Here is a 22665-nt window from a genome sequence, read left to right on the forward strand (position 1 = left end):
CGGGGCGTTCTTCCTCAGCGGCGGCGTTCAGCCGCCGGGGCGTTCTTCCTCAGCGGCGGCGTTCAGCCGCCGGGGCGTTCTTCCTCAGCGGCGGCGTTCAGCCGCCGGGGCGTTCTTCGTCAGCGGCGCTTCTGGCCGCCGCTGGGGCGGTTGCCCGCGCCGCCGCCGCGGTTGGTGGCGCGCTTGCCGGTCGGGCGGGCGCCGGGGCGCGGCGTCGAGCCGGGCGTCGTGCCGGCCAACGCCGGCTCGTCCTCGGCCGCGGTCGCGCCGGTGCGGCCGCGCTCGCCGCGGGCGACGTCGCCGGAGCGGGCCGAGGAGCGGCGGGCGAGCACCCGGGCGTTGTGCGACTTGATCCGCGGCTCCTGGTCCTTCAGCGCGACCAGCATCGGCGTGGCGAAGACGATCGAGGAGGCCACGCCGAGCCCCATGCCGACGAAGAGCACCAGGCCGAGGTCCTTCAGCGTGCCCGCGCCCAGCAGGCCGGCGCCGATGAAGAGCAGGCCGCCGACGGGCAGCAACGCCACGAGGCCGGTGTTGATCGAGCGCATGAGGGTCTGGTTGACCGCCAGGTTGGCCGCCTCGCCGTAGGTCCGGGAGCTGCCGGCGGTGATGCCCCGGGTGTTCTCCTGCACCTTGTCGAACACCACCACGACGTCGTACAGGGAGAAGCCGAGGATGGTCAGGAAGCCGATGACCGTGGAGGGCGTGACCTCGAAGCCGACCATCGAGTAGACGCCGGCGGTCAGCACGAGGTCGAGCAGCAGCGAGGAGACCGCGGCGACCGCCATCCGCCACTCGAAGCGCACCACCAGGTAACCGAGCACCAGCACCAGGAAGATGGCGAGGCCGAGCAGCGCCTGCTCGGTGACCTGGCCGCCCCACGCCGCGGAGACGCGGTCGTCGCTGATCTTCTCGGCGGGCACGCCCAGGTCCTTGACCAGGGCGCTCTTGACCGCGTTCGCGTCGTCCTGCTCCAGCTCGCCGGTCCGGACGTTGAAGGTCGCGTCGGGACCGTCGCCGACCTTCTGGGCCGCGCCGACGTTCGCCTCGTCGGCCACCCCCGCGGTGTCCACCGCCCGCTTGACCGCGCTCTGTGCGGCCTCGGCGGTGCCGACGCTCGCGGGCAGCGAGAACTGGGTGCCGCCGGAGAACTCGATGCCCAGGTGGAAGCCGCGGACGAAGAAGCTGCCGACGGCGAGGACGATCAGCGCGCCGGCGATCGCGAACCACATCTTGCGGCGCCCGACGATGTTGAGGTTCGCCTCGCCCATGTAGAGGCGTTCGGCAAGGCCCTTGGCCATGTCAGGCCTCCTTCTCGGTCGGGGCGCGCTTGAGGGCACGGCCGAGGCCGCTGACCCGCGGCGACAGGAACGCCTTGGTGTTCGCGAACATCGTCATGATCGGGTGCCGGAAGAGGAACACCACGATGAGGTCGAGGATCGTGGACAGCCCCAGCGCGAACGCGAAGCCCTTCACCGCGCCGATCGACACGATGTAGAGCACCACGGCCGCCATGATGGTGATGGTGTTGGCCGAGATGATGGTACGCCGCGCGCGGGCCCACGCCCGCGGTACGGCACTTCGCGCACTCCGGCCCTCGTGGATCTCGTCCTTGAGGCGCTCGAAGTAGATGACGAAGGAGTCCGCCGCGACACCGAGGGACACGATGAAACCCGCGATGCCGGCGAGGGTCAGCGTGAAGCCCGTGGTCCGGCCGAGCACCACGAGGGCGCCGAAGGTCAGCAGACCGGACAGCAGCAGGCTCAGGAAGATCACGGAGCCGAGCAGGCGGTAGTAGAAGAAGGCGTAGATCGCCACCAGGCCCATGCCGATCGCGGCGGCGATGAGACCGGCCTGCAGCTGTGCGATGCCCAGCGTGGCGGAGACGGTCTGGGTGGTGCTCGGCTCGAACGTGACCGGCAGGGCACCGTACTTGATCTTGTCGGCGAGCTCCCGGGCCGTGACGGCCGTGAACGAGCCGGTGATCTGCGACTGGCTGCTCAGCACGGCCTGGATCTCCGGCGCCGAGATGACCTCCTTGTCGAGGACCACGGCGACGAGGCAGTGCGTGGCGCCGGTCGACATGGCCTGCGCGGCGGACAGGCACGGGTCGTTGGCGGCCGGCTGGAACGCCTCCCGCGTCAGCTCGGTCCACTTGGGCTGGCCGGTGCTGGTGAAGTCCAGCGAGACGACCCACTGGCCGGTCTGCTGGTCGAGCTGCGGCGAGGCGGTGTCGATGTCGGTGCCGACCACCTTGGCGACGTCGAGGAGCATCTTCGCGCCGCTCTGGCACGCGACGACCTTGGACTTCTCGTCGTCGATGGCGCCGGCGGTCCGCTTGTTGAGCTGGTCGCAGCTGATCGTCGGGACGTTGAACTGCATCTCCGGCGTCAGCGCGTTGACCTCTTCGCCGCTGAGCGTGCTGAAGGGCTTGTAGGGCAGGCCGGCGGCCGGGTTGGTGGAGAGGTCGACCGGGTCGGTCAGCTTCTCGGCCGCGGACCACGCCGCCGCGCCGACCTTCTTGGCGATCGCGGCGCGCTGCTGCTGGATGTCCGGGGCGACCGGGGCCGGAGCCGAGGCGGACGGGGCCGGCGCCGACGGCGCGGCCGCCGGCGCGGAGGCGCTGGCGCTGGGCGCGGGCGCCCGCTCGCCGCCACCCTGGCCGCCGGTGGAGGCGGACGGGACGGCGCTGCCGGTGACGGCGGGCGCCTTGGGCGCCTTGGCCGAGGTGCTCGGCTTCGGCGCGGCGCCGCTCGGTGCCGCGCTCGGCGTCGCCGTGGGCGGGTTGACCGCCACCGCGGCGGCGTCGCCGGTCACCTTGAGAACCTTGCGGAAGCGCATCTGCGCCGCCTGGCCGACGGTCTTGAGCTGGTCGTTGGCCTCGCCGGCGACGGACACCACGATGTTGCGGTTGCCCTCGACGACCACCTCGGCCTCGGTCACGCCGAGCGCGTTGACCCGCTGGTCGATGATCTTCCGGGACTCCTCCATGCTCTCCCGGCTGGGCGCCTGGCCGTTGGCGAGCGAGGCGACGTACGTGGCCTGCGTGCCACCGATGAGGTCGAGGCCGAGCCGGGGGTGCAACCGCTCCTCGTAGCCCAGCCCCTTGGTGCCCGGGCCCCAGAACACCAGCGCATAGAGGATGGCGAAGAGGAGACCGAGCACGGCGAGTTGCCGCCCGGGATGCGGTTGTCCCTGTGGTGGTCGTGCCACGACTGTCGATCTCCTCGTGCTGAGAGAGGCCGCGGGAGCGCGGCCGCAGGTGGGGAAAGGGCAGGGCAGGCGGCCTCGGACCGCAAACGGCGGCCTGGCCGGAGCACCCCGCGACGATTATTCACAACGACGGGCCGTTCGGGTGCCCCGCCCCGCGGCCCGCGGTGGATTACGCCTCGGCGACCCGCGGGTCACGGGCCGCCGGGGGCGACGTCAGTCCTTGCTCTTGCGGGTCTCGACGACCGGGCTCTGGACCGGCTCCTCGGCGGCCGGCTCGGCCACGACGGGCTCCGCGGCGGCGGCCGGCTCCGGCTTCACCACGCGGGCGATCGCCGGGCGTGCGTACCGGGCGTTGACCCCCGGAGCGATCTCGACCGTGACGACCTCGTCGTCGACCGCGACGACGGTCGCGTGCAGCCCGCCGATGGTGACGATCTCGTCGCCCGGACCCAGCGCCGCCTGCATGGCCTGGGCCTCACGGCGCCGCTTCTGCTGCGGACGGATCATCATGAAGTACATGACGCCGAAGAGCAGGACGATCAGAAGCAACGGCATGAAGCTGCCGCCGCCCTGCGCTTGAGCTGCTGAAAACACGAGGAAGAACCTTCCGTGGGGCCACCACCGCGGCACCGGGCTCGGGGTGTGGCGAAATAGACATCCCGTTGGACGGCGGCGAGTCTAATCCTTCTACCTGGGAGATCCGTACGCGGCACACGTCACGTTCACATTACGGAGAGGAATCCGCATCCCGGGCGAAGAGGTCGGGTTGGTGCGGCGCCGCCGGCCGGCCCTCGGGGGGCGTCCTGCCCAGATGGCGCCACCCGGCGTCGGTGGCCACCCGCCCCCGCGGCGTCCGCGCCAGCAGCCCGGCCCGGACCAGGAAGGGCTCGCACATCTCCTCGACCGTGTCCGACTGCTCCCCCACCGCGACCGCCAGGGTGGACAGGCCGACGGGGCCACCGCGGAAGGACTCGACGAGCGCCCGCAGCACCGCCCGGTCCAGCCGGTCCAGGCCGAGCTGGTCGACGTCGTAGACGGTGAGGGCCGCCTTGGCGGTCGACTCGTCGACGACCCCGTCGCCGCGCACCTCGGCATAGTCCCGCACCCGCCGCAGCAGCCGGTTGGCGATGCGCGGCGTGCCCCGCGACCGCCCGGCGATCTCGGCGGCGCCCTCGGGCGTGATCGGCACCCCCAGGATCCGGGCCGAGCGGTGGAGCAGGGCGTCCAGGTCGGCCGGCGAGTAGAAGTCCAGGTGCGCCACGAACCCGAAGCGGTCCCGCATCGGCCCGGACAGCAATCCGGCCCGCGTGGTGGCACCGACCAGCGTGAACGGCTCGACGTCGAGCGGGATCGCGGTGGCACCCGGGCCCTTGCCCACCACGACGTCGACCCGGAAGTCCTCCATGGCGCTGTAGAGCAGCTCCTCGGCGGGCTTCGCGATCCGGTGGATCTCGTCGATGAACAGCACGTCGCCCTCGCCGAGGCTGGTCAGGATGGCGGCGAGATCCCCGGACCGCTCGATCACCGGCCCGCTCGTGGTCCGGATCCCGGTCCCCAGCTCCGCCGCCACGATGTTCGCCAGCGTCGTCTTGCCCAGGCCAGGCGGGCCTGAGAGGAGGATGTGGTCGGGCGGGGAGCCGCGGCCCATCGCGCCCTTGAGGAGGAGTTCCAGCTGGTCGCGGACGCGATGCTGGGCGATGAAGTCGGCCAGGCGGCGGGGCCGGACGCTGGCCTCGGCGTCCAGTTCCTCGTCTCCCGCGTACGGCGAGACCAGGCCCTCGGTCATCGGGTCCGGCCCAGCAGGCGGATCGCCTGGCGCAGCAGGATCGGCACCGGAGGCGTCTCGCCGTCGAGGGACTCGGCGACCGCGGCGACCGCCTGGTCGGCCTGCTGGGCGGACCAGCCCAGCGCCACGACGCCCTGGCGGACCTGCTCCTGCCAGCCGCCGGTGAGCGCGCCGGCGACCCCGTCCGGGCCGGTCGAGACGGCGCCGATGCGGTCGCGCAGCTCCAGGACCAGGCGTTCGGCGCCCTTCTTGCCGATGCCCGGCACCCGGGTGAGAGCGGCGATGTCCCCGGCGGAGATCGCCCGGCGGACCGCCTCGGGCTGGTGCACGGCCAGGACCGCCTGGGCGAGCCGGGGCCCGACGCCGCTGGCGGTCTGGAGCAGCTCGAACAGGTGCTTCTCGTCGTCGTCGGCGAAGCCGTAGAGGGTGAGCGAGTCCTCGCGCACGACCAGGCTGGTGGCCAGGCGGGCCTCGGCGCCCGCCTTCAGGCCGGCGAGCGTGCCGGGCGCGCACTGCACGGCGAGACCGACGCCGCCGACCTCGATGACGGCGCTGTCGGGTGCGATGGCGGCGACCACGCCACGAACGCTGGCGATCATCCACGAGCTCCTGTCCTGCGGGCCGGTGCGGAAGAACGGGCCGGGGCGGAAGAACGGGTGCGGGCCGAGCGGGCGGCTCGGGCGGCCTGCACCGCGGCGGCCTGCAGCCGGGCCCGGGTGCCGCCGCGCCAGATGTGGCAGATGGCGATGGCGAGGGCGTCCGCCGCGTCGGCGGGCCGGGGCGGGCCGTCGAGGCCGAGCAGTCGCGTGACCATGCTCGTCACCTGCGCCTTGCCGGCCGTGCCGGAGCCGGTCACCGCCGCCTTGACCTCGCTGGGCGTGTACGTCTGCACCGGCAGCCCGGCGCGCGCCCCGGCCAGGATGCCGATGCCGCTGGCCTGCGCCGTACCCGTGATCGTCTGGGTGTTGTGCTGGCTGAAGACGCGCTCGACCGCGACGCTGTCGGGCCGGTGCTCGGCGACGAGGTCGGCCAGCGAGCGGTCGAGGTGCAGCAGCCGCAGGGCGATGTCGTCGTCGGGCTCGGTGTACACGACGTAGTAGCCGACCAGCGTGCAGGGCCGGCCGGGCACGCCCTCGACCACCCCGACGCCGCACCGGGTGAGACCGGGGTCGATGCCGAGCACCCGCACGAGCACTCCCCTCTCCTCGGACGTGTGTTCGACACCCTAGTACGCCCGGTCCCGCCGGCCTCGAGCGACACACGCACCTCGAACCCTTGTGCGGTGACCGGCGTCACTCGACCATGGAACGATGGACGCCGACCCGCCAGCGGACTTCCTCGCGTACGTGGCCACGCGGCTGGACCCCCTGCGCCGGGAGGCGGCCCGCCGGTGCGGCGGCGACGGCACCACGGCCGCGGCTGCGGTGCTCGCCGACCTGGCCGGCCACTGGCGCCGGCTGGAGTGGAAGAGCCGGCTGCACCGGCGCGACGTCCGCGGCGACTACCTCGCCCGCCGCATGGCCCTGCGGACCGAGGAGTGTTCCCACCCGGTCGAGGTCACCGTCCGCCCCGGCGCGCGGCCGGGCGCCCCGGGATACCGCCGGGCCGCGCCCGCGTCGGTGGCCCAGCGGCTCGCGGCGCTGCTGCCCACGACCGTCCGTGCGGACACCGGCGCCGTCGCCGACGCGGAGATCGCCTGGGTGCACGCCTACCGACGGCATCTGTGGCGCCACTACGCCCGGCTGTGCGCAGGGGGCGTCCTGCTCGTCGGCGGCCTGGTCCACGTCATGTCCCGGGCGTCCGGGGCCGGATGACAGCACCACGGCCGCCCGGGACGGGACCCGGACGGCCGTGGGGAGAAGGCGGGAGTCAGGCGTCGATCTTCGCCATGACCTCGTCGCTGACGTCGAAGTTGGCGAAGATGTTCTGCACGTCGTCGCAGTCCTCGAGCACGTCGATCAGCTTGAAGACCTTGCGCGCGGCCTCCTCGTCGACCTCCACGGTCATCGTCGGCACCAGCGAGGACTCGGCCGAGTCGTACTCGATGCCGGCGTCCTGCAAGGCGGTGCGGACGGCGACCAGGTCGCCGGGCTCGCAGACCACCTCGAACGACTCACCGAGGTCGTTGATCTCCTCGGCGCCGGCGTCCAGGACGGCCAGCATGACGTCGTCCTCGGAGAGCTCGCCCTTCGGGACGATCACCACGCCCTTGCGGTTGAACAGGTACGACACCGAGCCGGCGTCGGCGAACGTGCCGCCGTTGCGGGTCAGCGCGGTGCGCACCTCGGTCGCCGCGCGGTTGCGGTTGTCGGTGAGGCACTCGATGAGCATCGCCACGCCGTTCGGGCCGTAGCCCTCGTACATGATGGTCTGCCAGTCGGCGCCGCCGGCCTCGAGGCCGGAGCCGCGCTTGACGGCGCGCTCGATGTTGTCGTTCGGGACCGAGCTCTTCTTCGCCTTCTGGATGGCGTCGTAGAGCGTGGGGTTACCAGCCGGGTCACCGCCGCCGACGCGGGCCGCCACCTCGACGTTCTTGATCAGCTTGGCGAACATCTTGCCGCGCTTGGCGTCGATGACGGCCTTCTTGTGCTTGGTCGTCGCCCACTTTGAGTGGCCGGACATGCGTAACCTCCGTGTCTTGCTACCGTGCGGCTGCGGCTTGGCCGACCATCTCGACGAAGTACCGGTGGACGCGCAGGTCGCCGGTGAGCTCCGGGTGGAAAGCCGTGGCGAGCAGGTTCCCCTGCCGAACGGCGACAATCCTACCGGCGGCGGGCCCGTCCGCGACGCGGCCCAGCACCCGCACGTCGGGGCCGACCTCCTCCACCCAGGGCGCGCGGATGAAGACCGCGTGGAAATCGTCGCCCTCGACGTCCTCGATGCGCACGGCGGCCTCGAACGAGTCGACCTGCCGGCCGAACGCGTTGCGCCGCACGGTCATGTCGATCCCGGCGAACGACTCCTGGTCCGGCCGCCCGTCGAGGACGGTCGTGGCCAGCATGATCATGCCGGCGCAGGAGCCGTACACGGGCATGCCGTCGGCGATCCGCTTGCGGATCGGGTCGAGCAGGCCGAAGGTGACGGCCAGCTTGCTCATGGTCGTGGACTCGCCGCCGGGGATGACGAGTGCCTCGACCTCGTCGAGCTCCTCCGGCCGGCGGACCGGGCGCGCCAGGGCGTCGCTCTCGGCGAGGGCGGTGAGGTGTTCGCGCACGTCACCCTGGAGGGCGAGGACTCCGATGTTCATGGACACCTTCAAGATCAAGAGCTTTTCGTCGTAGGTCCGTGCGTGGTGCAGACCGTCGCTCCCGCCGAGGCCGGGCCCGGAGATCCATTCGCCTGGCGGCTCATGGGCGGATCTCCGGACCCTTCATTCTGCGTGAGTGGCAGAAGAACGCCGCGCCGGTCTCGACCGGCGCGGCGTGGGAGATCCTTACCAGCCGCGCTCGGCGAGGCGGTGGGGCTGGGGGATCTCCTCGACGTTGATGCCGACCATGGCCTCGCCCAGGCCGCGGGAGACCTTGGCGATGACGTCGGGGTCGTCGTGGAAGGTGGTGGCCTTGACGATGGCGGCCGCGCGCTGCGCCGGGTTGCCCGACTTGAAGATGCCGGAGCCTACGAACACGCCCTCGGCGCCCAGCTGCATCATCATCGCCGCGTCGGCCGGGGTGGCGATGCCGCCGGCGGTGAACATCACGACGGGCAGCTTGCCGGTGGTCGCGACCTCCTTCACCAGGTCGTACGGCGCCTGCAGCTCCTTGGCCGCGACGAACAGCTCGTCCTCGGGCAGGGAGGCGAGGCGGCGGATCTCGGCGCGGATGGTGCGCATGTGGGTGGTGGCGTTGGAGACGTCACCGGTGCCGGCCTCACCCTTGGAGCGGATCATGGCCGCGCCCTCGGTGATGCGGCGCAGCGCCTCGCCGAGGTTGGTCGCGCCGCAGACGAAGGGCACGGTGAACGCCCACTTGTCGATGTGGTTGGCGTAGTCCGCCGGGGTGAGCACCTCGGACTCGTCGATGTAGTCGACGCCGAGCGACTGCAGCACCTGGGCCTCGACGAAGTGGCCGATGCGGGCCTTGGCCATGACCGGGATGGAGACGGCGGCGATGATGCCGTCGATCATGTCGGGGTCGCTCATCCGGGACACGCCGCCCTGGGCCCGGATGTCCGCGGGGACCCGCTCGAGGGCCATGACGGCGACCGCGCCGGCGTCCTCGGCGATCTTGGCCTGCTCCGGCGTGACCACGTCCATGATCACACCGCCCTTGAGCATTTCGGCCATACCGCGCTTCACGCGGGCGGTACCGGTGGTGGGCTGGCTGTCGGGCGCGCTCTCGGACACGGTGTCTGGACTCCTCACGAGGTCGGGATTCGTGAGAATTTTACGCACCCGGCACGTCCCGGCCGATGGCCAATCGACCCCTCGGTGGCCTGCCCCGCGACGGCGGGCTCAGACCGCCGGGATGCGCAGATCGGCGGGCTCCGCCGGGCGCGGGGTCAGCGGCACGGGCAGCGTCGGGTCGACGATCTCGAAGTAGCGCGGCCGCTCGTACTGCCGGGCCATCCGCAGCAGCCGCACCAGCAGGCGGCCGCGGGCGGTCAGCGCGTCGCGAACCAGGTCGGTGTGCACCTGGCGGGCGAGCACGACCCGGCGGCTGGTGGCGACCAGGATGGCGGTGGCCGGGTCCGCGCCGGGCAGCTCGGCGGCCTGCAACTGGCGGGTCAGGTCGTTCTCGGCCGCCTCCCGCTCGTCCGGCGCGGCGTCGAGGGCGAGGCGGGCGGCCAGGTAGAGCTCGGTGAGGTCGGCGCGCTCGGCGACCACGGCCGCCGCGGCGGCACGGCGCATCAGGTGGGCGTCGAGGGCCCGCGCGCCCGACTGGGCCCGGACGTGGACCCGTTCCACCCGGTGGGCGGTCCAGGCGAGGTACGCCAGCACAGCCACCACCATGAGCGCACCCACGAGCCACCACATGCCGGGCATCGTAGTGCCTGATCGTGTCGGACAGTCACGTCCCGTGACGTGGTTCCGCCCACTCGTCGTCGAAAACCCGGCCGTCCGTCGCCTCGATCGCCGTGGCGTACACCTCCAGCACGCGCTGGGCGACGCTCGGCCAGTCGAACGTCCTGACTACGCTCTGTGCACACTCTGACAACCCAGCGCGACGCTCCGGATCGTCCAGCAGTTCCCCGAGCAGCGTGGTCAGGGCGGCCGCGTCGCCGGTCGCGAAGAGGGCACCGGCCCGTCCGCCGTCGAGGACCCGGCGGAACGCGTCCAGGTCGCTGGCCGCGATCGTGGCGCCGGCCGCCATCGCCTCGGTGAGGATCATGCCGAAGGACTCGCCGCCCGTGTTCGGCGCCACATAGACGTCGACGCTGCGCAGCATGCGGGCCTTGTCCTCCTCGCTGACCAGCCCGAGGAACTCGACCCGGGCGCGCAGGTCGGCGGGGATGTCCTTGAACAGCTCCTCGCGGTCGCCGGGCCCGGCCACCAGCAGGCGCAGCCCCGGGCGTTCGCGGGCGAGCGAGACGAACGCCGTCCGCAGCAGGTCGAAGCCCTTGCGCGGCTCGGTGAAGCGGCCCAGGAAGCCCAGCGTGCCGCCCTCGCCGGGCCAGCCCGGCAGCGGCCGCGCGGCGGCGAACCGGGCCACCGCCACGCCGTTGGGGATCTCGACCGCACCGCCGCCGAGATGCTCGACCTGCACCTTGCGGGCCAGCTCGCTGACCGCGATCCGGGCGGTGATCTTCTCGACCACGAGCTGGAGCAGGCCCTGCGCCGCGGACAGCGCGCGGGACCGCGTCATGGCGGTGTGGAAGGTCGCGACGACCGGCCCGCGGGCGGAGAGCACGGCGAGCAGCGACAGGCTCAGCGTCATCGGCTCGTGCACGTGCAGCACGTCGAACCGGCCGCGGGCCAGCCACCGCCGGACCCGGGCGGTGGAGACCGGCCCGAAGGCGATCCGCGCGACCGACCCGTTGTACGGCAACGGCACCGCCCGCCCGGCGGCCACCACGTACGGCGGCAGCTCCGCGTCCTCGTCGGCGGGCGCCAGCACGCTGACCTCGTGCCCCAGCCCGATCAGCGCCTCGGCGAGGTCGACGATGTGGTTCTGCACGCCGCCGGGCACGTCGAAGGAGTACGGCGAGACGATCCCGATCCGCACGCTGGCTCGCCCCTCAGACCCGGGCGCTCTGGTCGAGCCACAGCTTCTGCAGCATGTGCCAGTCCTGCGGGTGCTGGGCGATGCCCTCCGCGAACGCGTCCGCGACCCGCTGGGTGGTCTCCTTGACGCGCACGTCGAGCGGGCCCTCGGCGGCGGGCTCGATGCGGCGTACCCGGGCCATGGTCCGCTCCGGGGAGAACCAGAGGTCCACGGCGAAGAGCGGGGCGCCCGTGCGCAGCGCGAGCAGCGCCGGGCCGGGCGGCATCCGGGTGCGGCCGCCGAAGAAGCGCACCTCGACCCCGCGCGCCGACAGCTCGCGGTCGGCCAGCAGCGCCACCGCCCAGCCCTGCCCGAGCCGCTCGGCGAGCACGTCGAGCGGGGGACGCTCGCCGCCGGTCAGCGGGAGCACCTCCATCCCGAGCTTCTCCCGGTACGCGACGAAGCGCTCGAAGAGCCCCTCGGGCCGCAGGCGCTCGGCCACGGTGATCATCTTGTAGCCGTGCGAGACGAGCCAGGCGGCGGCCGCGTCCCAGTTGCCGACGTGCGGCAGCGCGAGGACGACGCCCTTGCCCTCCGCGATGGCCGCGTGCAGTTCCTGCTCGTTGACGAGGTCGAAGTCGGCCAGGAACTGCTCGCGGGTCCGCGACGGCAGCCGGAAGGCCTCCATCCAGTAGCGGGCGTACGAGCGCAGCCCGGCCCGGACCAGCTCGTCCAGCTCGGCGTCGCCCAGCTCCGGACCGACCACCTGGCGCAGGTTGCGGCGCAGCCGCTGGGTGCCCGGGCCGTTGCCGCGGGCGGCCCGGTCGGCGGCGGCGTTGAAGACGGCCCGGGCGGCCGGCAGCGGCAGCATGCGCACGAGCCGCCATCCCGCGGCGTACCCGAGCTCGGTGAGCCGGTCCTTCACGGGGCATCGCCCGCCGGGGCGACGGGGGCGGGCGGCGCGGCGCCGGGCCGGTCGCTGCGCGCGGCGTGGACCAGTCGCTGCAGGACGGTGATCAGCGACAGGACGGCGAGCACCCAGAGCGCGGCCGGCAGACCCCACTCCAGGTCCGCGCTGCCGAGCAGGCCACCGATGCCCAGGATGACCAGCCGCTCCAGGCGCTCGGCGATGCCGACGTCGGCGTTGAGGCCGAGGCTCTGCGCCCGCGCCTTGACGTACGAGACGACCTGCCCGCCGACCAGGCAGACGAGCGCCGCCCACACGCCGCCGTACGGATTACCCTCGGTCGCCAGGTAGTAGACGACGGCGCCGAAGACGGCGCCGTCGGCGAGGCGGTCCATCGACGAGTCGAGCAGTGCCCCGAACTGGCCGGCCGGGCCGCGCATGCGCGCCATCGTGCCGTCGAGGGCGTCCGTCAGCGCGCAGGCCGTGACGATCACGGTGCCCCAGAAGAGCATGCCCTGGGCGCCGAACCAGGCGCCGACGAAGACGCCGACGGTGCCGGCGACGGTGACCGCGTTCGGCGACACGCCGAGGCGCAGCAGGAAGCGGGCGGTCGGGTCGACGCCGTACGCGACGACGGCGCGGGCGGGCACGCTGACGATCTTTGCCATGGCCGTCCCACCATATCGGCGCCCGGCCACCGACGGTACGGCCCCGGTACTGCGTCGCCGAATCGTCACCGGGAACCCTGCTCACGGCCCCAGTCGACTACAGGGGGTTGCGCAGTCGACTGCGGTGGGTGTCAGATCCAAGGACAGCGTCGTAACAGCCGGGAAACTCCCCGTTCGGCACGGCCGGGTGGTGCGACGCGCCATCGCACCAGGCGGCCAATACCCCCTTGTCGACCGGGGCGGAGGAGAATGGCCGCGACCGGCTGACAGGAGGTGCGTCAGGGATGGCGCAGAAGACCCAGGACAACTCGGCGGGGCCGGTGGTGACCGAGCCCGGCAGAGTACGCAACGTGGTGCTGGTGGGCCACTCCGGAGCGGGGAAGACGACGCTGGTCGAGGCGCTGCTCGCGGCGACCGGCACGATTCCGCGCGCCGGGACGGTGACCGACGGCACCACGGTCTGCGACCACGACCCCGCGGCGATCCGCCAGCAGCGCTCCGTATCGCTCGCGTGCGCGTCCGTCGTGCACGACGGCATCAAGATCAACCTTTTGGACACCCCGGGGTACGCCGACTTCGTGGGCGAGCTGCGCGCCGGCCTGCGGGCCGCGGACGCCGCGCTCTTCGTGGTGTCCGCCGTCGACGGCGTGGACGAGGCGACCACCGCCCTGTGGGAGGAGTGCGCCGCCGTGGGCATGCCCCGCGCGGTCGCCATCACCCGGCTCGACCACCCGCGCGCCGACTACGACCAGACCCTGCAGGACTGCCAGGAGGCGTTCGGCGAAAACGTCATGCCGATCTATCAGCCGATGCTCGGCGACGACGGCAGCTCGGTCGCGGGCCTCATCGGGCTGGTGACCCTCGAGGTCCTGGACTACTCGCAGGGCTATCCGCCGCGCACCGCCGAGGCGGAGCCCGAGCACCTCAACCCGATCCGGGACGACCGCGACCTGCTCATCGAGGGGATCATCGCCGAGAGCGAGGACGAGACCCTGATGGACCGGTACGTCGCCGGCGAGCTGATCAGCACCGACACCCTCGTGCCGGACCTGGAGAAGGCCGTGGCCCGGGGCAACTTCTACCCGGTCATCCCGGTCTGCGCGCTCACCGGCGTCGGCCTCGACGCGCTGCTCGACGGGCTGGCCACCTCGGCGCCCTCGCCGCTGGAGCACGACCTGCCCGTGGTCACCGGCGTGGACGGCAGCCCGCGCCCGCCGCTGACCTGCGACCCGGCCGGCCCGCTGGTCGCCGAGGTGGTCAAGACGACGATCGACCGGCACGTGGGACGGGTCTCGCTGGTCCGGGTCTTCTCCGGCACCCTGCGCCCCGAGCTGACGGTGCACGTCTCCGGGCACGGCCTGACCGACCGCGGCCACCCCGACCACGACGCCGACGAGCGCATCGCGCACATCTACTCGCCGCTGGGCGCGCAGTTGCGCGAGGTGCCCGCCTGCGCCGCCGGGGACATCTGCGCGATCACCAAGTCGGGCAGCGCCGAGACCGGCGACACGATCTCGGGCAAGGACCAGCCGCTGCTCATGCGGCCCTGGACCATGCCCGAGCCGCTGCTGCCGATCGCCGTGGTGGCCAAGACGCGCTCCGACGAGGACGCCCTGGCCAAGAACCTGGCCCGGCTGGTGGCCGGCGACCCGACGCTGCGCCTGGAGCGCAACGCGAGCACCCACCAGCTCGTGCTCTGGTGCATGGGCGAGGCCCACGCCGACGTCGTGCTGGAACGGCTCCGGGCCGGCGGCGCCGACCTGGACACCGAGCCGGTGAAGGTGGCGCTGCTGGAGACCTTCGGCACCGCGTCGAAGGGACACGGCCGGCACGTGAAGCAGTCCGGCGGGCACGGCCAGTACGCGGTGTGCGACATCGAGGTGACGCCCCTGCCCCGCGGCGCCGGCTTCGAGTTCGTGGACAAGGTCGTCGGCGGCGCGGTCCCGCACAACTACATCCCCTCGGTCGAGAAGGGCGTACGGGCCCAGCTCGAGCGCGGCATCGTGGCCGGCTACCCGGTCGTCGACCTGCGCGTGACCCTGGTGGACGGCAAGGCGCACAGCGTCGACTCCTCCGACGCGGCGTTCCAGACCGCCGGCGCGCTGGCCCTGCGCGAGGCGGCCGAGCAGGGCCAGATGACCCTGCTGGAACCGGTCGACGAGATCGTGGTGCGCGTGCCGGACACCTACGTCGGCGCCGTGATGAGCGACCTCTCCGGCCGCCGCGGCCGCCCGCTGGGCACCGACACCGACGCCGACGGGGAGCACAGCCTCGTCCGCGCCGAGGTGCCCGCGTCGGAACTGCTGCGCTACGCCGTGGAGCTGCGCGCGCTCACGTCGGGGGCGGGCACGTTCTCCCGCACGTACGCCCGGCACGAACCGATGCCGGTCCACCTGGCCGACGCGGTCCGCAAGGAGCACGCCGCCGCGAAGTGACCGCCGCCCGGGCGGCGGCGATCGTCAGGTCGCCGCCGCCCAGGCCTTGGCGAGCAGCTCGCGGGTGTCGCCGAGCAGCTGGGGCAGGACCTTGGTGCGGCCGATCACCGGCATGAAGTTGCCGTCGCCGCCCCACCGCGGCACCACATGCTGGTGCAGGTGCGCGGCGATGCCCGCGCCGGCCACCGCGCCCTGGTTCATGCCCAGGTTGAAGCCGTGCGGGCTGCTGGCCCGGCGGATCACGCGCATCGCGCGCTGGGTGAACTCCGCGAGCTCCGCCGTCTCCGGCCCGGTCAGGTCGGTGTAGTCGGCCACGTGCCGGTACGGGCACACCAGCAGGTGCCCCGGGTTGTACGGGTACAGGTTGAGCACCACGAAGACCGCGTCGCCGCGCGCCACCACCAGCGTCTCGCCGTCCGGCAGCCCCGGCGCGACGCAGAAGGGGCAGCCGGACGGTTTCTCGTACCCTTCCTCGGGCCGGTCCGCACCGGAGATGTACGCCATCCGGTGCGGCGTCCAGAGCCGCTCGAGACCGTCCGGTTCCCCTACGTCAGTCACCCGTTCACCCTAGGCCGCGGACGGCCCGGTGTTGACCCGGGAGCGGACGACCTCGACCACGTGCGCCACGGCCTCGTCGAGGGCCATGCCGTTGCGCTGGGAGCCGTCGCGGTAGCGGAAGGAGACCGTGCCCGCCTGGACGTCGTCGTCACCGGCGATGGCCATGAAAGGGATCTTCTGTTGCTGGGCGGTGCGGATCTTCTTCTGCATCCGGTCGGTCGAGTGGTCGACCTCGGCCCGGATGCCCTCCGTGCGCAGCCGCGCGACGAAATCCTCCAGGTAGCCAGCGTGGTCGTCGCGGATCGGGATCCCGACCACCTGCACGGGCGCCAGCCAGGCCGGGAACGCGCCGGCGTAGTGCTCGACCAGCACGCCGAAGAACCGCTCGATGGAGCCGAACTTCGCCGAGTGGATCATCACCGGCTCCTGGCGGGAGCCGTCGGCCGCCTGGTACTCCAGACCGAAGCGGGACGGCTGGTTGAAGTCGTACTGGATGGTCGACATCTGCCAGGTGCGGCCGATCGCGTCCTTCGCCTGCACGCTGATCTTCGGGCCGTAGAACGCCGCGCCGCCCGGGTCGAGGACGAGCTCGAGGCCGGACTCGACCGCCACGTCCTCGAGCACCTTGGTGGCGACGTCCCACTGCTCGTCCGAGCCGATGAACTTGTCGCTCTTCGGGTCGCGGGTGGACAGCTCCAGGTAGTAGTCGTCCAGGCCGAAGTCGCGCAGCAGCGACAGCACGAAGTTCAGCAGGTGCTTGATCTCGGCGGGGGCGCCCTCGGCGGTGACGTACGAGTGGGAGTCGTCCTGGGTCAGGCCGCGCACCCGGGTCAGGCCGTGCACCACACCGGACTTCTCGTAGCGGTAGACCGAGCCGAACTCGAACAACCGCATCGGCAGCTCACGGTACGACCGCCCGCGCGACCTGAAGATCAGGTTGTGCATCGGGCAGTTCATCGCCTTGAGGTAGTAGTCGGCGCCCTCCATGTGCATGGGCGGGAACATGGTGTCCGCGTAGTACGGCAGGTGGCCCGAGGTGTGGAAGAGGTTCTCCTTGGAGATGTGCGGGGTGCCGACGTACTGGAACCCCTCCTCGATGTGCCGGGCCCGGACGTAGTCCTCCATCTCCCGCTTGACCACGCCGCCCTTGGGGTGGAAGACCACCAGGCCGCTGCCGATCTCGTCGGGGAAGGAGAAGAGGTCCAGCTCGGTGCCGAGCTTGCGGTGGTCGCGGCGCTCGGCCTCGGCGAGCCGGTTCAGGTACGCCTTCAGCTCGTCGCGGCTCGGCCAGGCGGTCCCGTAGATCCGCTGCAGCTGCGGGTTCTTCTCGCTGCCACGCCAGTACGCGGCGGCCGAGCGCATCAGCTTGAAGGCCGGGATCATCCGGGTGCTCGGCAGGTGCGGGCCGCGGCACAGGTCGCCCCAGACCCGCTCGCCGTCCTTGCCGAGGTTGTCGTAGTGGGTCAGCTCGCCGGCGCCGACCGCCGCGGCCTCCTCGTCGACGTCGCCCTTGATGTCGACCAGCTCCAGCTTGTACGGCTCGTGCGCCAGCTCCGCCTTGGCCTCTTCCAGCGAGCCGTACTCGCGCCGGCGGAAGGTCTGCCCCGCCTTGACGATCTCCTGCATACGCTTTTCCAGCTTGGCCAGGTCGTCGGGCTGGAACGGCTTCTCGACGTCGAAGTCGTAGTAGAACCCGTCGCGGATCGGCGGGCCGATGCCGAGCTTGGCCTCCGGGAAGACGTCCTGCACGGCCTGGGCGAGCACGTGCGCGGCCGAGTGGCGCAGCACGTTCAGCCCGTCCGGGGAGTCGATGGACACCGCCTCGACGTCGGTGTCCCGCGCGGGCGTCCAGTCGAGGTCGCGCAGGCGCCCGTCCGGGTCCCGCACCACGACGATCGCCTTGGGACCGGACTGCGGAAGGCCGGCGGCGGCCACCGCGTCGGCCGCCGTCGTCCCCGCCGGTACGACCAGAGCTGCGGACACGGTGGTTCTCCTTCAGTTGACGAGCGATTCGCCCCCGATGCTAGTAGGTCCGTTTCCTCACCCTCACGCGACGCGGCCACCCGATCCGGCGGTGCGGAGGCCGGTGCCGGGAAAGCGTGCGGACGCCGCCGGTGAGCCGTTCCGGCCGCTCTTTCAGTGACTCTGCGTATTCGAGCGACACCGCTGAATGACGAATTCGGTTCCCCTTGCCAAGGGCAGTACCTTCTCTGCATGGCCACGGTGTTGCTCGTCGAGGACGACCACGTCGTGCGCGGTGCGATGCTCCGGTCGCTGGCCGACCGGGGGCACGCCGTGCACGCCGTCGGGACGGCCCTGGACGCCCTGCGCCGGGTGGCCTCGGAGACCCCCGACCTCGTGGTGCTCGACCTCGGCCTGCCCGACCTCGACGGCTCGGACGCGCTGCGGATGCTGCGCGGCATCACGGACGTGCCGATCATCATCGCGACCGCCCGCGACGACGAGCAGACCGTCGTGAAGCTGCTGCGGGCCGGCGCCGACGACTACATGGTGAAGCCGTTCACCGGCGCCCATCTCGACGCCCGGATCACCACGGTGCTGCGCCGCGTCGGCCGGGCCAGCCGGACCGCGCAGCCCGCCGTGCACGAGGTCGGCGAGCTGCGGGTCGACGTCGGCGAGCGCAGCGCCACCCTGGCCGACCAGCAACTGGCCCTGACCCGCAAGGAATTCGACCTGCTGGCCTACCTGGCCGCACGCCCGGGCCGGGTGGTCTCCCGTCGTGAGCTGTTGGAGGAGGTATGGCGACAGCCGTCAGTCGGCGAGGACCAGACGATCGACGTGCATCTGTACTGGCTCCGCCGGAAACTGGGCGAGTCCGCGGCGAAACCTCGTTACCTGCGCACCGTGCGGGGAGTCGGATTCAGGTTGGTGGCCCCGGACTGAGGGCCCGGCTGGCCTGGGTCACCGCCGCCACCACCGCCGTCGCCGCGCTCGCGTTCCTCATCCCCCTGGGCTGGGAGCTGCGCACGAACCACCGTGACGGCGCCATGGCCGAGGCCGAGCGGCGCAGCGCCACCGTCGCCGGCGCGGTCGCGGCCAACGCCGGACGCAAGGGCGTCGACGCGGCCGTCAAGGCGGCCGGCGGCGGGGTCGTCGTGCACGCCCCCGGCACCACCCAGAACAGCCGCGTCTCGGCGGAGGATCTCGTGGCTGCCGGCCGCGGCACCGAGCCCGCCGAGATCGAGGTGGACGGGGGCGTCGTCCGGTTACAGCCCGTGACGGCCGGCGGCAAGACGTCGGTCGTCGAGGTGTTCGTCAGCGACGCCGAGCTCGCCGACGGCACCGCCCGGGACTGGTGGATCCTGCTCGGCATCATGCTCGGGCTGGTGATCGGCTCGGTGATCGTGGTGGACCGGCTGGCCCGGGGCGCCGTCGCGTCGGTGCGCAACCTGGTGCACGCCGCCATGGCGGTGGGCGGCGGCGACCTGGGCGTGCGCATCCAGCCGTCCGGGCCCCGCGAGCTCGCCGAGGCCGGCTACGCCTTCAACCGCATGGCCGACCGCCTGGTCACCTCGCGCACCAGCGAGCGGGAGCTGGTCGCCGACCTGTCCCACCGGCTGCGCACCCCGCTGACCGTGCTGCGCCTGGACGCCGAGGCGCTCGACCCCGACGACACGCACATCGGCGAGTTCTCCGCCGCCGAGCTCGACCGCCGGCGCGGCATCCGGCGCATCCGGCAGGCCATCGTGACCCTCGAGGGCGAGGTCGACCAGCTGATCAACACCACCCGGGCCGCGGTCGCCGCGCAGGTCGCCGACGCGCCCGAGGAGGGGCTGTGCGACGCCGCCGAGGTGGTCCGCGACCGGATGGTCTTCTGGTCCGCCCTGGCCGGCGACCAGAACCGGCCGTACCGCGTGGTCGGCGCCCAGCTGCGCATCCCGGTGCCGGTGGCGCGCGCGGAGCTCGCGGCGGCGCTCGACGCCGTGCTCGGCAACGTCTTCCGCTACACCCCGCAGGGCACCGCGTTCGAGGTCGGACTCTCCCGCCGTGACGGCTGGGTGGGTCTGCGGGTCGACGACGCCGGACCGGGCATCGACGATCCGGAGAAGGCGCTGCAACGCGGCCAGAGCGACCAGGGTTCGACCGGGCTGGGCCTGGACATCGCCCGGCGGGCCGCGCAGGCCGCCGGCGGCTCGGTCAGTCTGGCCCGGGCCGCGATGGGCGGCGCCAGCGTGGTGATGCTGCTCGCCGACGCCGAGGCCCCGCCGAAGCAGGCGAGCCGGTTCGGACTGGTGGGCCGCCTCGCCCGGGAGCGCGATCCGGCCAAGCGCAAACGGCCGGGCCAACGTACGGATGATGCGTGAAACGGCCCCGGCGCGCGCACCGCGCGCAATTACCCCGGACGGTCGAAGTATTGCTTAGATCTGTATTAAGGGCGTTCCCCTGGCGGGGCCGGGCTGGCACGCTCGACGGCGATCCCATCCGGCTTCCCGGTGCCGAACCCACACCACGTCCCCAGTGGCGGAACCGGCGAAGCCCCCTCGCGGTGGGAGGTGGTCACCCCATAACCCCCTCCCACCGCGCTCCCGAAGCGCGAGGAGAAGGTTTGTCCGCCCACCGACGGCCTGCGAATCGTGGGGAGGCTCCGCAGCGGCGGCGCACCGCCCCCGACCGCGGCCGGCGGCACGCGACCCCGGCCGCGCACCGGCTGCTGCCCGTGCTGCTCGGCGTCACCGTGCTCGTCATCGGCGGCGTGATCGGCCCCAGCGTCGTCGACGGCGGGTGGGGTTCCGGCGCGGAGGACCGCGAGCGCATCACGTACGCGTCGCTGCCGGACGACGACCCGGGCCGGGGCCTGGTCTACGACGGCCTGGTGCCCGCGGGCCGGGACTCGCTCTGCGCGGGCACGTACGAGCTGGACGCGGAGACCTGCACCCACGGTCCCGACCCGGCCCCCGCCGGGCTGGAGGTGGGCCGGGACGTCACGCCGGTGACCGGCAAGGTGCCGGAGCCCGCCGAGCCGCAGCGCGAGACCGCCCCGGTGCCGGCGGACGCGGAGATCGTGCGCGACGAGGGCGGCAGCTCGCTGGCGCCGGGCTCGCCCGCGCTGGTCCCGGACGCGGCGCCGGGCCAGGCCGACTTCGTCATGGGCGCCCACGGCGTGGCGTGCGAGGGCGACGGGCGTACGGGCAACCGCGTCCAGGCGCTGTACGTGCACGAGTTCGGCACGCCGAGCCGTTACACCGGCTACCTCGGCTCGATCCGCAGCTGGGCGGCCGGCGTCGACCGGATCTTCGACGCCAGCGCGGCCGAGACCGGCGGTTCCCGGCACATCCGGTACGTCACCACGCCGCAGTGCCGCGTCGACGTCGCCGAGGTGCAGATGCCCGAGGGCGCGCTCGGTTCCTTCCCGAGCACCATCGCCGCGCTGCAGACGCTCGGCTACAACCGCAACGACCGTAAGTATCTGATCTTCGCGGATGCGCACGTGTACTGCGGCATCGGCACCTTCGTCGCCGACAACCGGCCGGGGCTGGGCAACCGCAACAACGGCGGGCCGTCGTACGGGCGGGTCGACGCCGGCTGCTGGAGCCCGGCGGTCGCGGCGATCGAGACGACGCACATGCTCGGCGCGCTGCTGCGCGACTCCCCCAACGCGACGGGCGCGGGCAGCTGCACCGACGGCCACGACCCGCTGTGCTACCCGGACCGCTCCGGCGAGCCGCTGCGGTCGGTGTGCCCGGCGAAGCAGGAGATCCGCCTCGACTGCGGTCACGACGACTACTTCAGCACCGACCCGCGCCCGGACAGTTACCTGGCGAAGAGCTGGAACGTGGCGCAGAGCGAGTTCCTGCTGCGCAGCGACGGCGGCGACGAGCCGGCGGGCGCCCCGAACACCACGGCCCTCCCGGAGGCCACGACCGTGGCACCGGGCGCCACCGCGGACGGCGAGGCCGACGGCGGCGCGACCGGGGCCGGTGCTCCCCATGGCAACGCCACCGGCAACGGCAAGCCCGGAGGCGGCAACGCCACCGGGGGCGGTGACGCCAACGGCAACGGCCGGCCCGGAGGCGGCAACGCCACCGGAGGCGGCGACGCCACCGGCAGCGCCACCGGAAACGGCAAGCCCGGCGGCGCCGACGCCGCCGGGGGCGGCGAGGCCGACCGCGGCAACGCCACCGGAGGCGGCGAGGCCGGGGGCAACGTCACCGGAGGCGGCGAGGCCGACGGCGGCGGCGACGCGCCGGGCGGACCCGCGGCCGGCGGGCCCGCGACCCAGCCGGTCGCCCACGCCGCCGGCGGCCGGGCCGCCCAGCAGGCCGCCGTGCAGGCCGTGATCGAGGTTCGCGAGCCCACCAGCACCTCGGTCCGGCTCACCTGGAGCGCGGCGGCGCCGAAGGCGGACTACCAGGTGGAGGTCGACGGCAAGACCGTCGCCACCACCGCGGCGACCCGGGCCCGCCTGATCGGGCTGCGGCCGGACACCAAGTACCAGGTCACCATCCGCAGCGAGGCCGGATACACCGCGCGGGCGGTCGCGCAGTCGGCGCCCGCGGCCCGGCCCGCGGCCAACTCCTGGTTCGTGCTGAAGAACTCGCTGACCGGCGGTGCGGCCGACCTGTACGCCGCGCGCACCGCCAACGGCACCCCGCTCACGCTGGGCGGCGCGGACGGCGGTTCCCAGCAGCAGTGGAAGCTCGTCCCGGCCGGGAACGACAGCTTCTCGCTGCAGTCGCGGGCGACCGGCAAGTGCGTGGTGCCGCTCGGCGGCAACCCGGCGGCCGGGGCACCGCTGGTGCAGGGTGAGTGCGCCGGGTCCGACGGCGGGCGGTGGAAGCTCTTCGCCACGGACCACGGCTTCAGCCTGCGGACCACCGCCGGCGACCTGACCGCCGGGGTGGGCGTCCAGCGCTTCGGCACGGCCCGGCTGCTCGTGTTGCAGCGCCCGGAGCAGGCCCGGCACCAGAGTTGGACGGCGGTGCCCGGCTGAGGCCCG

20 protein-coding genes are annotated in these 22665 nt (G+C 72.9%); 5 read left to right on the forward strand and 15 right to left on the reverse strand.

Annotation, left to right across the window (positions count from 1 at the left end; all coding sequences use genetic code 11):
* Positions 1 to 119: 119 nt before the first annotated feature.
* From secF to ruvC, 6 genes are all read right to left on the reverse strand, one after another.
* On the reverse strand, positions 120 to 1301 hold the full coding sequence (secF, locus tag IEY99_RS11700; protein ID WP_189202382.1) for a protein translocase subunit SecF: 1182 nt from the start codon (positions 1299 to 1301) through the stop codon (positions 120 to 122).
* A gap of 1 nt (position 1302) precedes the next feature.
* Positions 1303 to 3213, reverse strand: coding sequence for a protein translocase subunit SecD (gene secD, locus IEY99_RS11705; RefSeq protein ID WP_189202384.1), 1911 nt, complete (start codon positions 3211 to 3213; stop codon positions 1303 to 1305).
* 213 nt (positions 3214 to 3426) lie between these two features.
* A complete protein-coding gene (gene yajC / locus IEY99_RS11710) occupies positions 3427 to 3768 on the reverse strand; it encodes a preprotein translocase subunit YajC (protein WP_373293353.1) in 342 nt (113 codons plus the stop codon).
* 172 nt (positions 3769 to 3940) lie between these two features.
* A complete protein-coding gene (ruvB, locus tag IEY99_RS11715) occupies positions 3941 to 4999 on the reverse strand; it encodes a Holliday junction branch migration DNA helicase RuvB (protein ID WP_189202388.1) in 1059 nt (352 codons plus the stop codon).
* Entirely contained in the window at positions 4996 to 5598 is a 603-nt protein-coding gene (ruvA, locus tag IEY99_RS11720; RefSeq protein WP_189202390.1) for a Holliday junction branch migration protein RuvA, read from the reverse strand. Before ruvA ends, ruvB begins: the two co-directional genes overlap by 4 nt.
* Entirely contained in the window at positions 5595 to 6188 is a 594-nt protein-coding gene (ruvC, locus tag IEY99_RS11725; RefSeq protein ID WP_189203524.1) for a crossover junction endodeoxyribonuclease RuvC, read from the reverse strand. Before ruvC ends, ruvA begins: the two co-directional genes overlap by 4 nt.
* Before the next feature lie 121 nt (positions 6189 to 6309).
* Here ruvC and IEY99_RS11730 point away from each other — a divergent pair, with 121 nt between their 5' ends.
* Complete coding sequence (locus IEY99_RS11730; RefSeq protein WP_189202392.1) at positions 6310 to 6813, forward strand: hypothetical protein; 504 nt, start codon at positions 6310 to 6312, stop codon at positions 6811 to 6813.
* Between the two features lie 55 nt (positions 6814 to 6868).
* Here IEY99_RS11730 and IEY99_RS11735 read toward each other — a convergent pair whose 3' ends face one another.
* From IEY99_RS11735 to pgsA, 7 genes are all read right to left on the reverse strand, one after another.
* Complete coding sequence (locus IEY99_RS11735) at positions 6869 to 7621, reverse strand: YebC/PmpR family DNA-binding transcriptional regulator (protein ID WP_189202394.1); 753 nt, start codon at positions 7619 to 7621, stop codon at positions 6869 to 6871.
* A 19-nt stretch (positions 7622 to 7640) separates the two neighbouring features.
* Positions 7641 to 8246: a pyridoxal 5'-phosphate synthase glutaminase subunit PdxT gene (gene pdxT, locus IEY99_RS11740; RefSeq protein WP_189202395.1), complete on the reverse strand. Its 606-nt coding sequence runs from the start codon at positions 8244 to 8246 to the stop codon at positions 7641 to 7643.
* A gap of 186 nt (positions 8247 to 8432) precedes the next feature.
* Positions 8433 to 9341, reverse strand: coding sequence for a pyridoxal 5'-phosphate synthase lyase subunit PdxS (pdxS, locus tag IEY99_RS11745; RefSeq protein WP_189202397.1), 909 nt, complete (start codon positions 9339 to 9341; stop codon positions 8433 to 8435).
* Between the two features lie 108 nt (positions 9342 to 9449).
* The gene (locus tag IEY99_RS11750; RefSeq protein WP_189202399.1) at positions 9450 to 9980 is read right to left on the reverse strand and encodes a hypothetical protein; all 531 of its coding nucleotides are present in this window, start codon (positions 9978 to 9980) and stop codon (positions 9450 to 9452) included.
* 25 nt (positions 9981 to 10005) lie between these two features.
* A complete protein-coding gene (locus IEY99_RS11755; protein WP_189202401.1) occupies positions 10006 to 11160 on the reverse strand; it encodes a glycosyltransferase family 4 protein in 1155 nt (384 codons plus the stop codon).
* Between the two features lie 13 nt (positions 11161 to 11173).
* Positions 11174 to 12010 (reverse strand): phosphatidylinositol mannoside acyltransferase, encoded by an 837-nt coding sequence (locus IEY99_RS11760; RefSeq protein WP_444542444.1) that lies wholly within the window; start codon positions 12008 to 12010, stop codon positions 11174 to 11176.
* 50 nt (positions 12011 to 12060) lie between these two features.
* On the reverse strand, positions 12061 to 12714 hold the full coding sequence (gene pgsA, locus IEY99_RS11765) for a phosphatidylinositol phosphate synthase (protein WP_189202405.1): 654 nt from the start codon (positions 12712 to 12714) through the stop codon (positions 12061 to 12063).
* 284 nt (positions 12715 to 12998) lie between these two features.
* Here pgsA and IEY99_RS11770 point away from each other — a divergent pair, with 284 nt between their 5' ends.
* Positions 12999 to 15149, forward strand: coding sequence for an elongation factor G-like protein EF-G2 (locus tag IEY99_RS11770; RefSeq protein ID WP_189202407.1), 2151 nt, complete (start codon positions 12999 to 13001; stop codon positions 15147 to 15149).
* A gap of 24 nt (positions 15150 to 15173) precedes the next feature.
* Here IEY99_RS11770 and IEY99_RS11775 read toward each other — a convergent pair whose 3' ends face one another.
* Both IEY99_RS11775 and thrS read right to left on the reverse strand, forming a co-directional pair.
* Positions 15174 to 15653, reverse strand: coding sequence for an HIT family protein (locus tag IEY99_RS11775; RefSeq protein WP_189203526.1), 480 nt, complete (start codon positions 15651 to 15653; stop codon positions 15174 to 15176).
* Positions 15654 to 15716: 63 nt separating this feature from the next.
* Positions 15717 to 17690 carry a threonine--tRNA ligase gene (thrS, locus tag IEY99_RS11780; protein ID WP_189202409.1) on the reverse strand — a complete coding sequence of 658 codons (1974 nt, stop codon included), beginning with the start codon at positions 17688 to 17690 and terminating at the stop codon, positions 15717 to 15719.
* A 231-nt stretch (positions 17691 to 17921) separates the two neighbouring features.
* Between thrS and IEY99_RS11785 the strand changes: the two genes are divergently transcribed.
* The 3 genes from IEY99_RS11785 (at position 17922) to IEY99_RS34880 (ending at position 22659) form a co-directional block, all read left to right on the forward strand.
* Positions 17922 to 18611: a response regulator transcription factor gene (locus IEY99_RS11785; RefSeq protein WP_071805874.1), complete on the forward strand. Its 690-nt coding sequence runs from the start codon at positions 17922 to 17924 to the stop codon at positions 18609 to 18611.
* 104 nt (positions 18612 to 18715) lie between these two features.
* Positions 18716 to 20032 carry a sensor histidine kinase gene (locus tag IEY99_RS11790; RefSeq protein WP_229798518.1) on the forward strand — a complete coding sequence of 439 codons (1317 nt, stop codon included), beginning with the start codon at positions 18716 to 18718 and terminating at the stop codon, positions 20030 to 20032.
* 242 nt (positions 20033 to 20274) lie between these two features.
* Positions 20275 to 22659, forward strand: coding sequence for an RICIN domain-containing protein (locus IEY99_RS34880; RefSeq protein ID WP_268245107.1), 2385 nt, complete (start codon positions 20275 to 20277; stop codon positions 22657 to 22659).
* Positions 22660 to 22665 lie beyond the last annotated feature (6 nt).

This window comes from Couchioplanes azureus (assembly GCF_014648355.1).
GTDB classification, from domain to species: domain Bacteria; phylum Actinomycetota; class Actinomycetes; order Mycobacteriales; family Micromonosporaceae; genus Actinoplanes; species Actinoplanes azureus.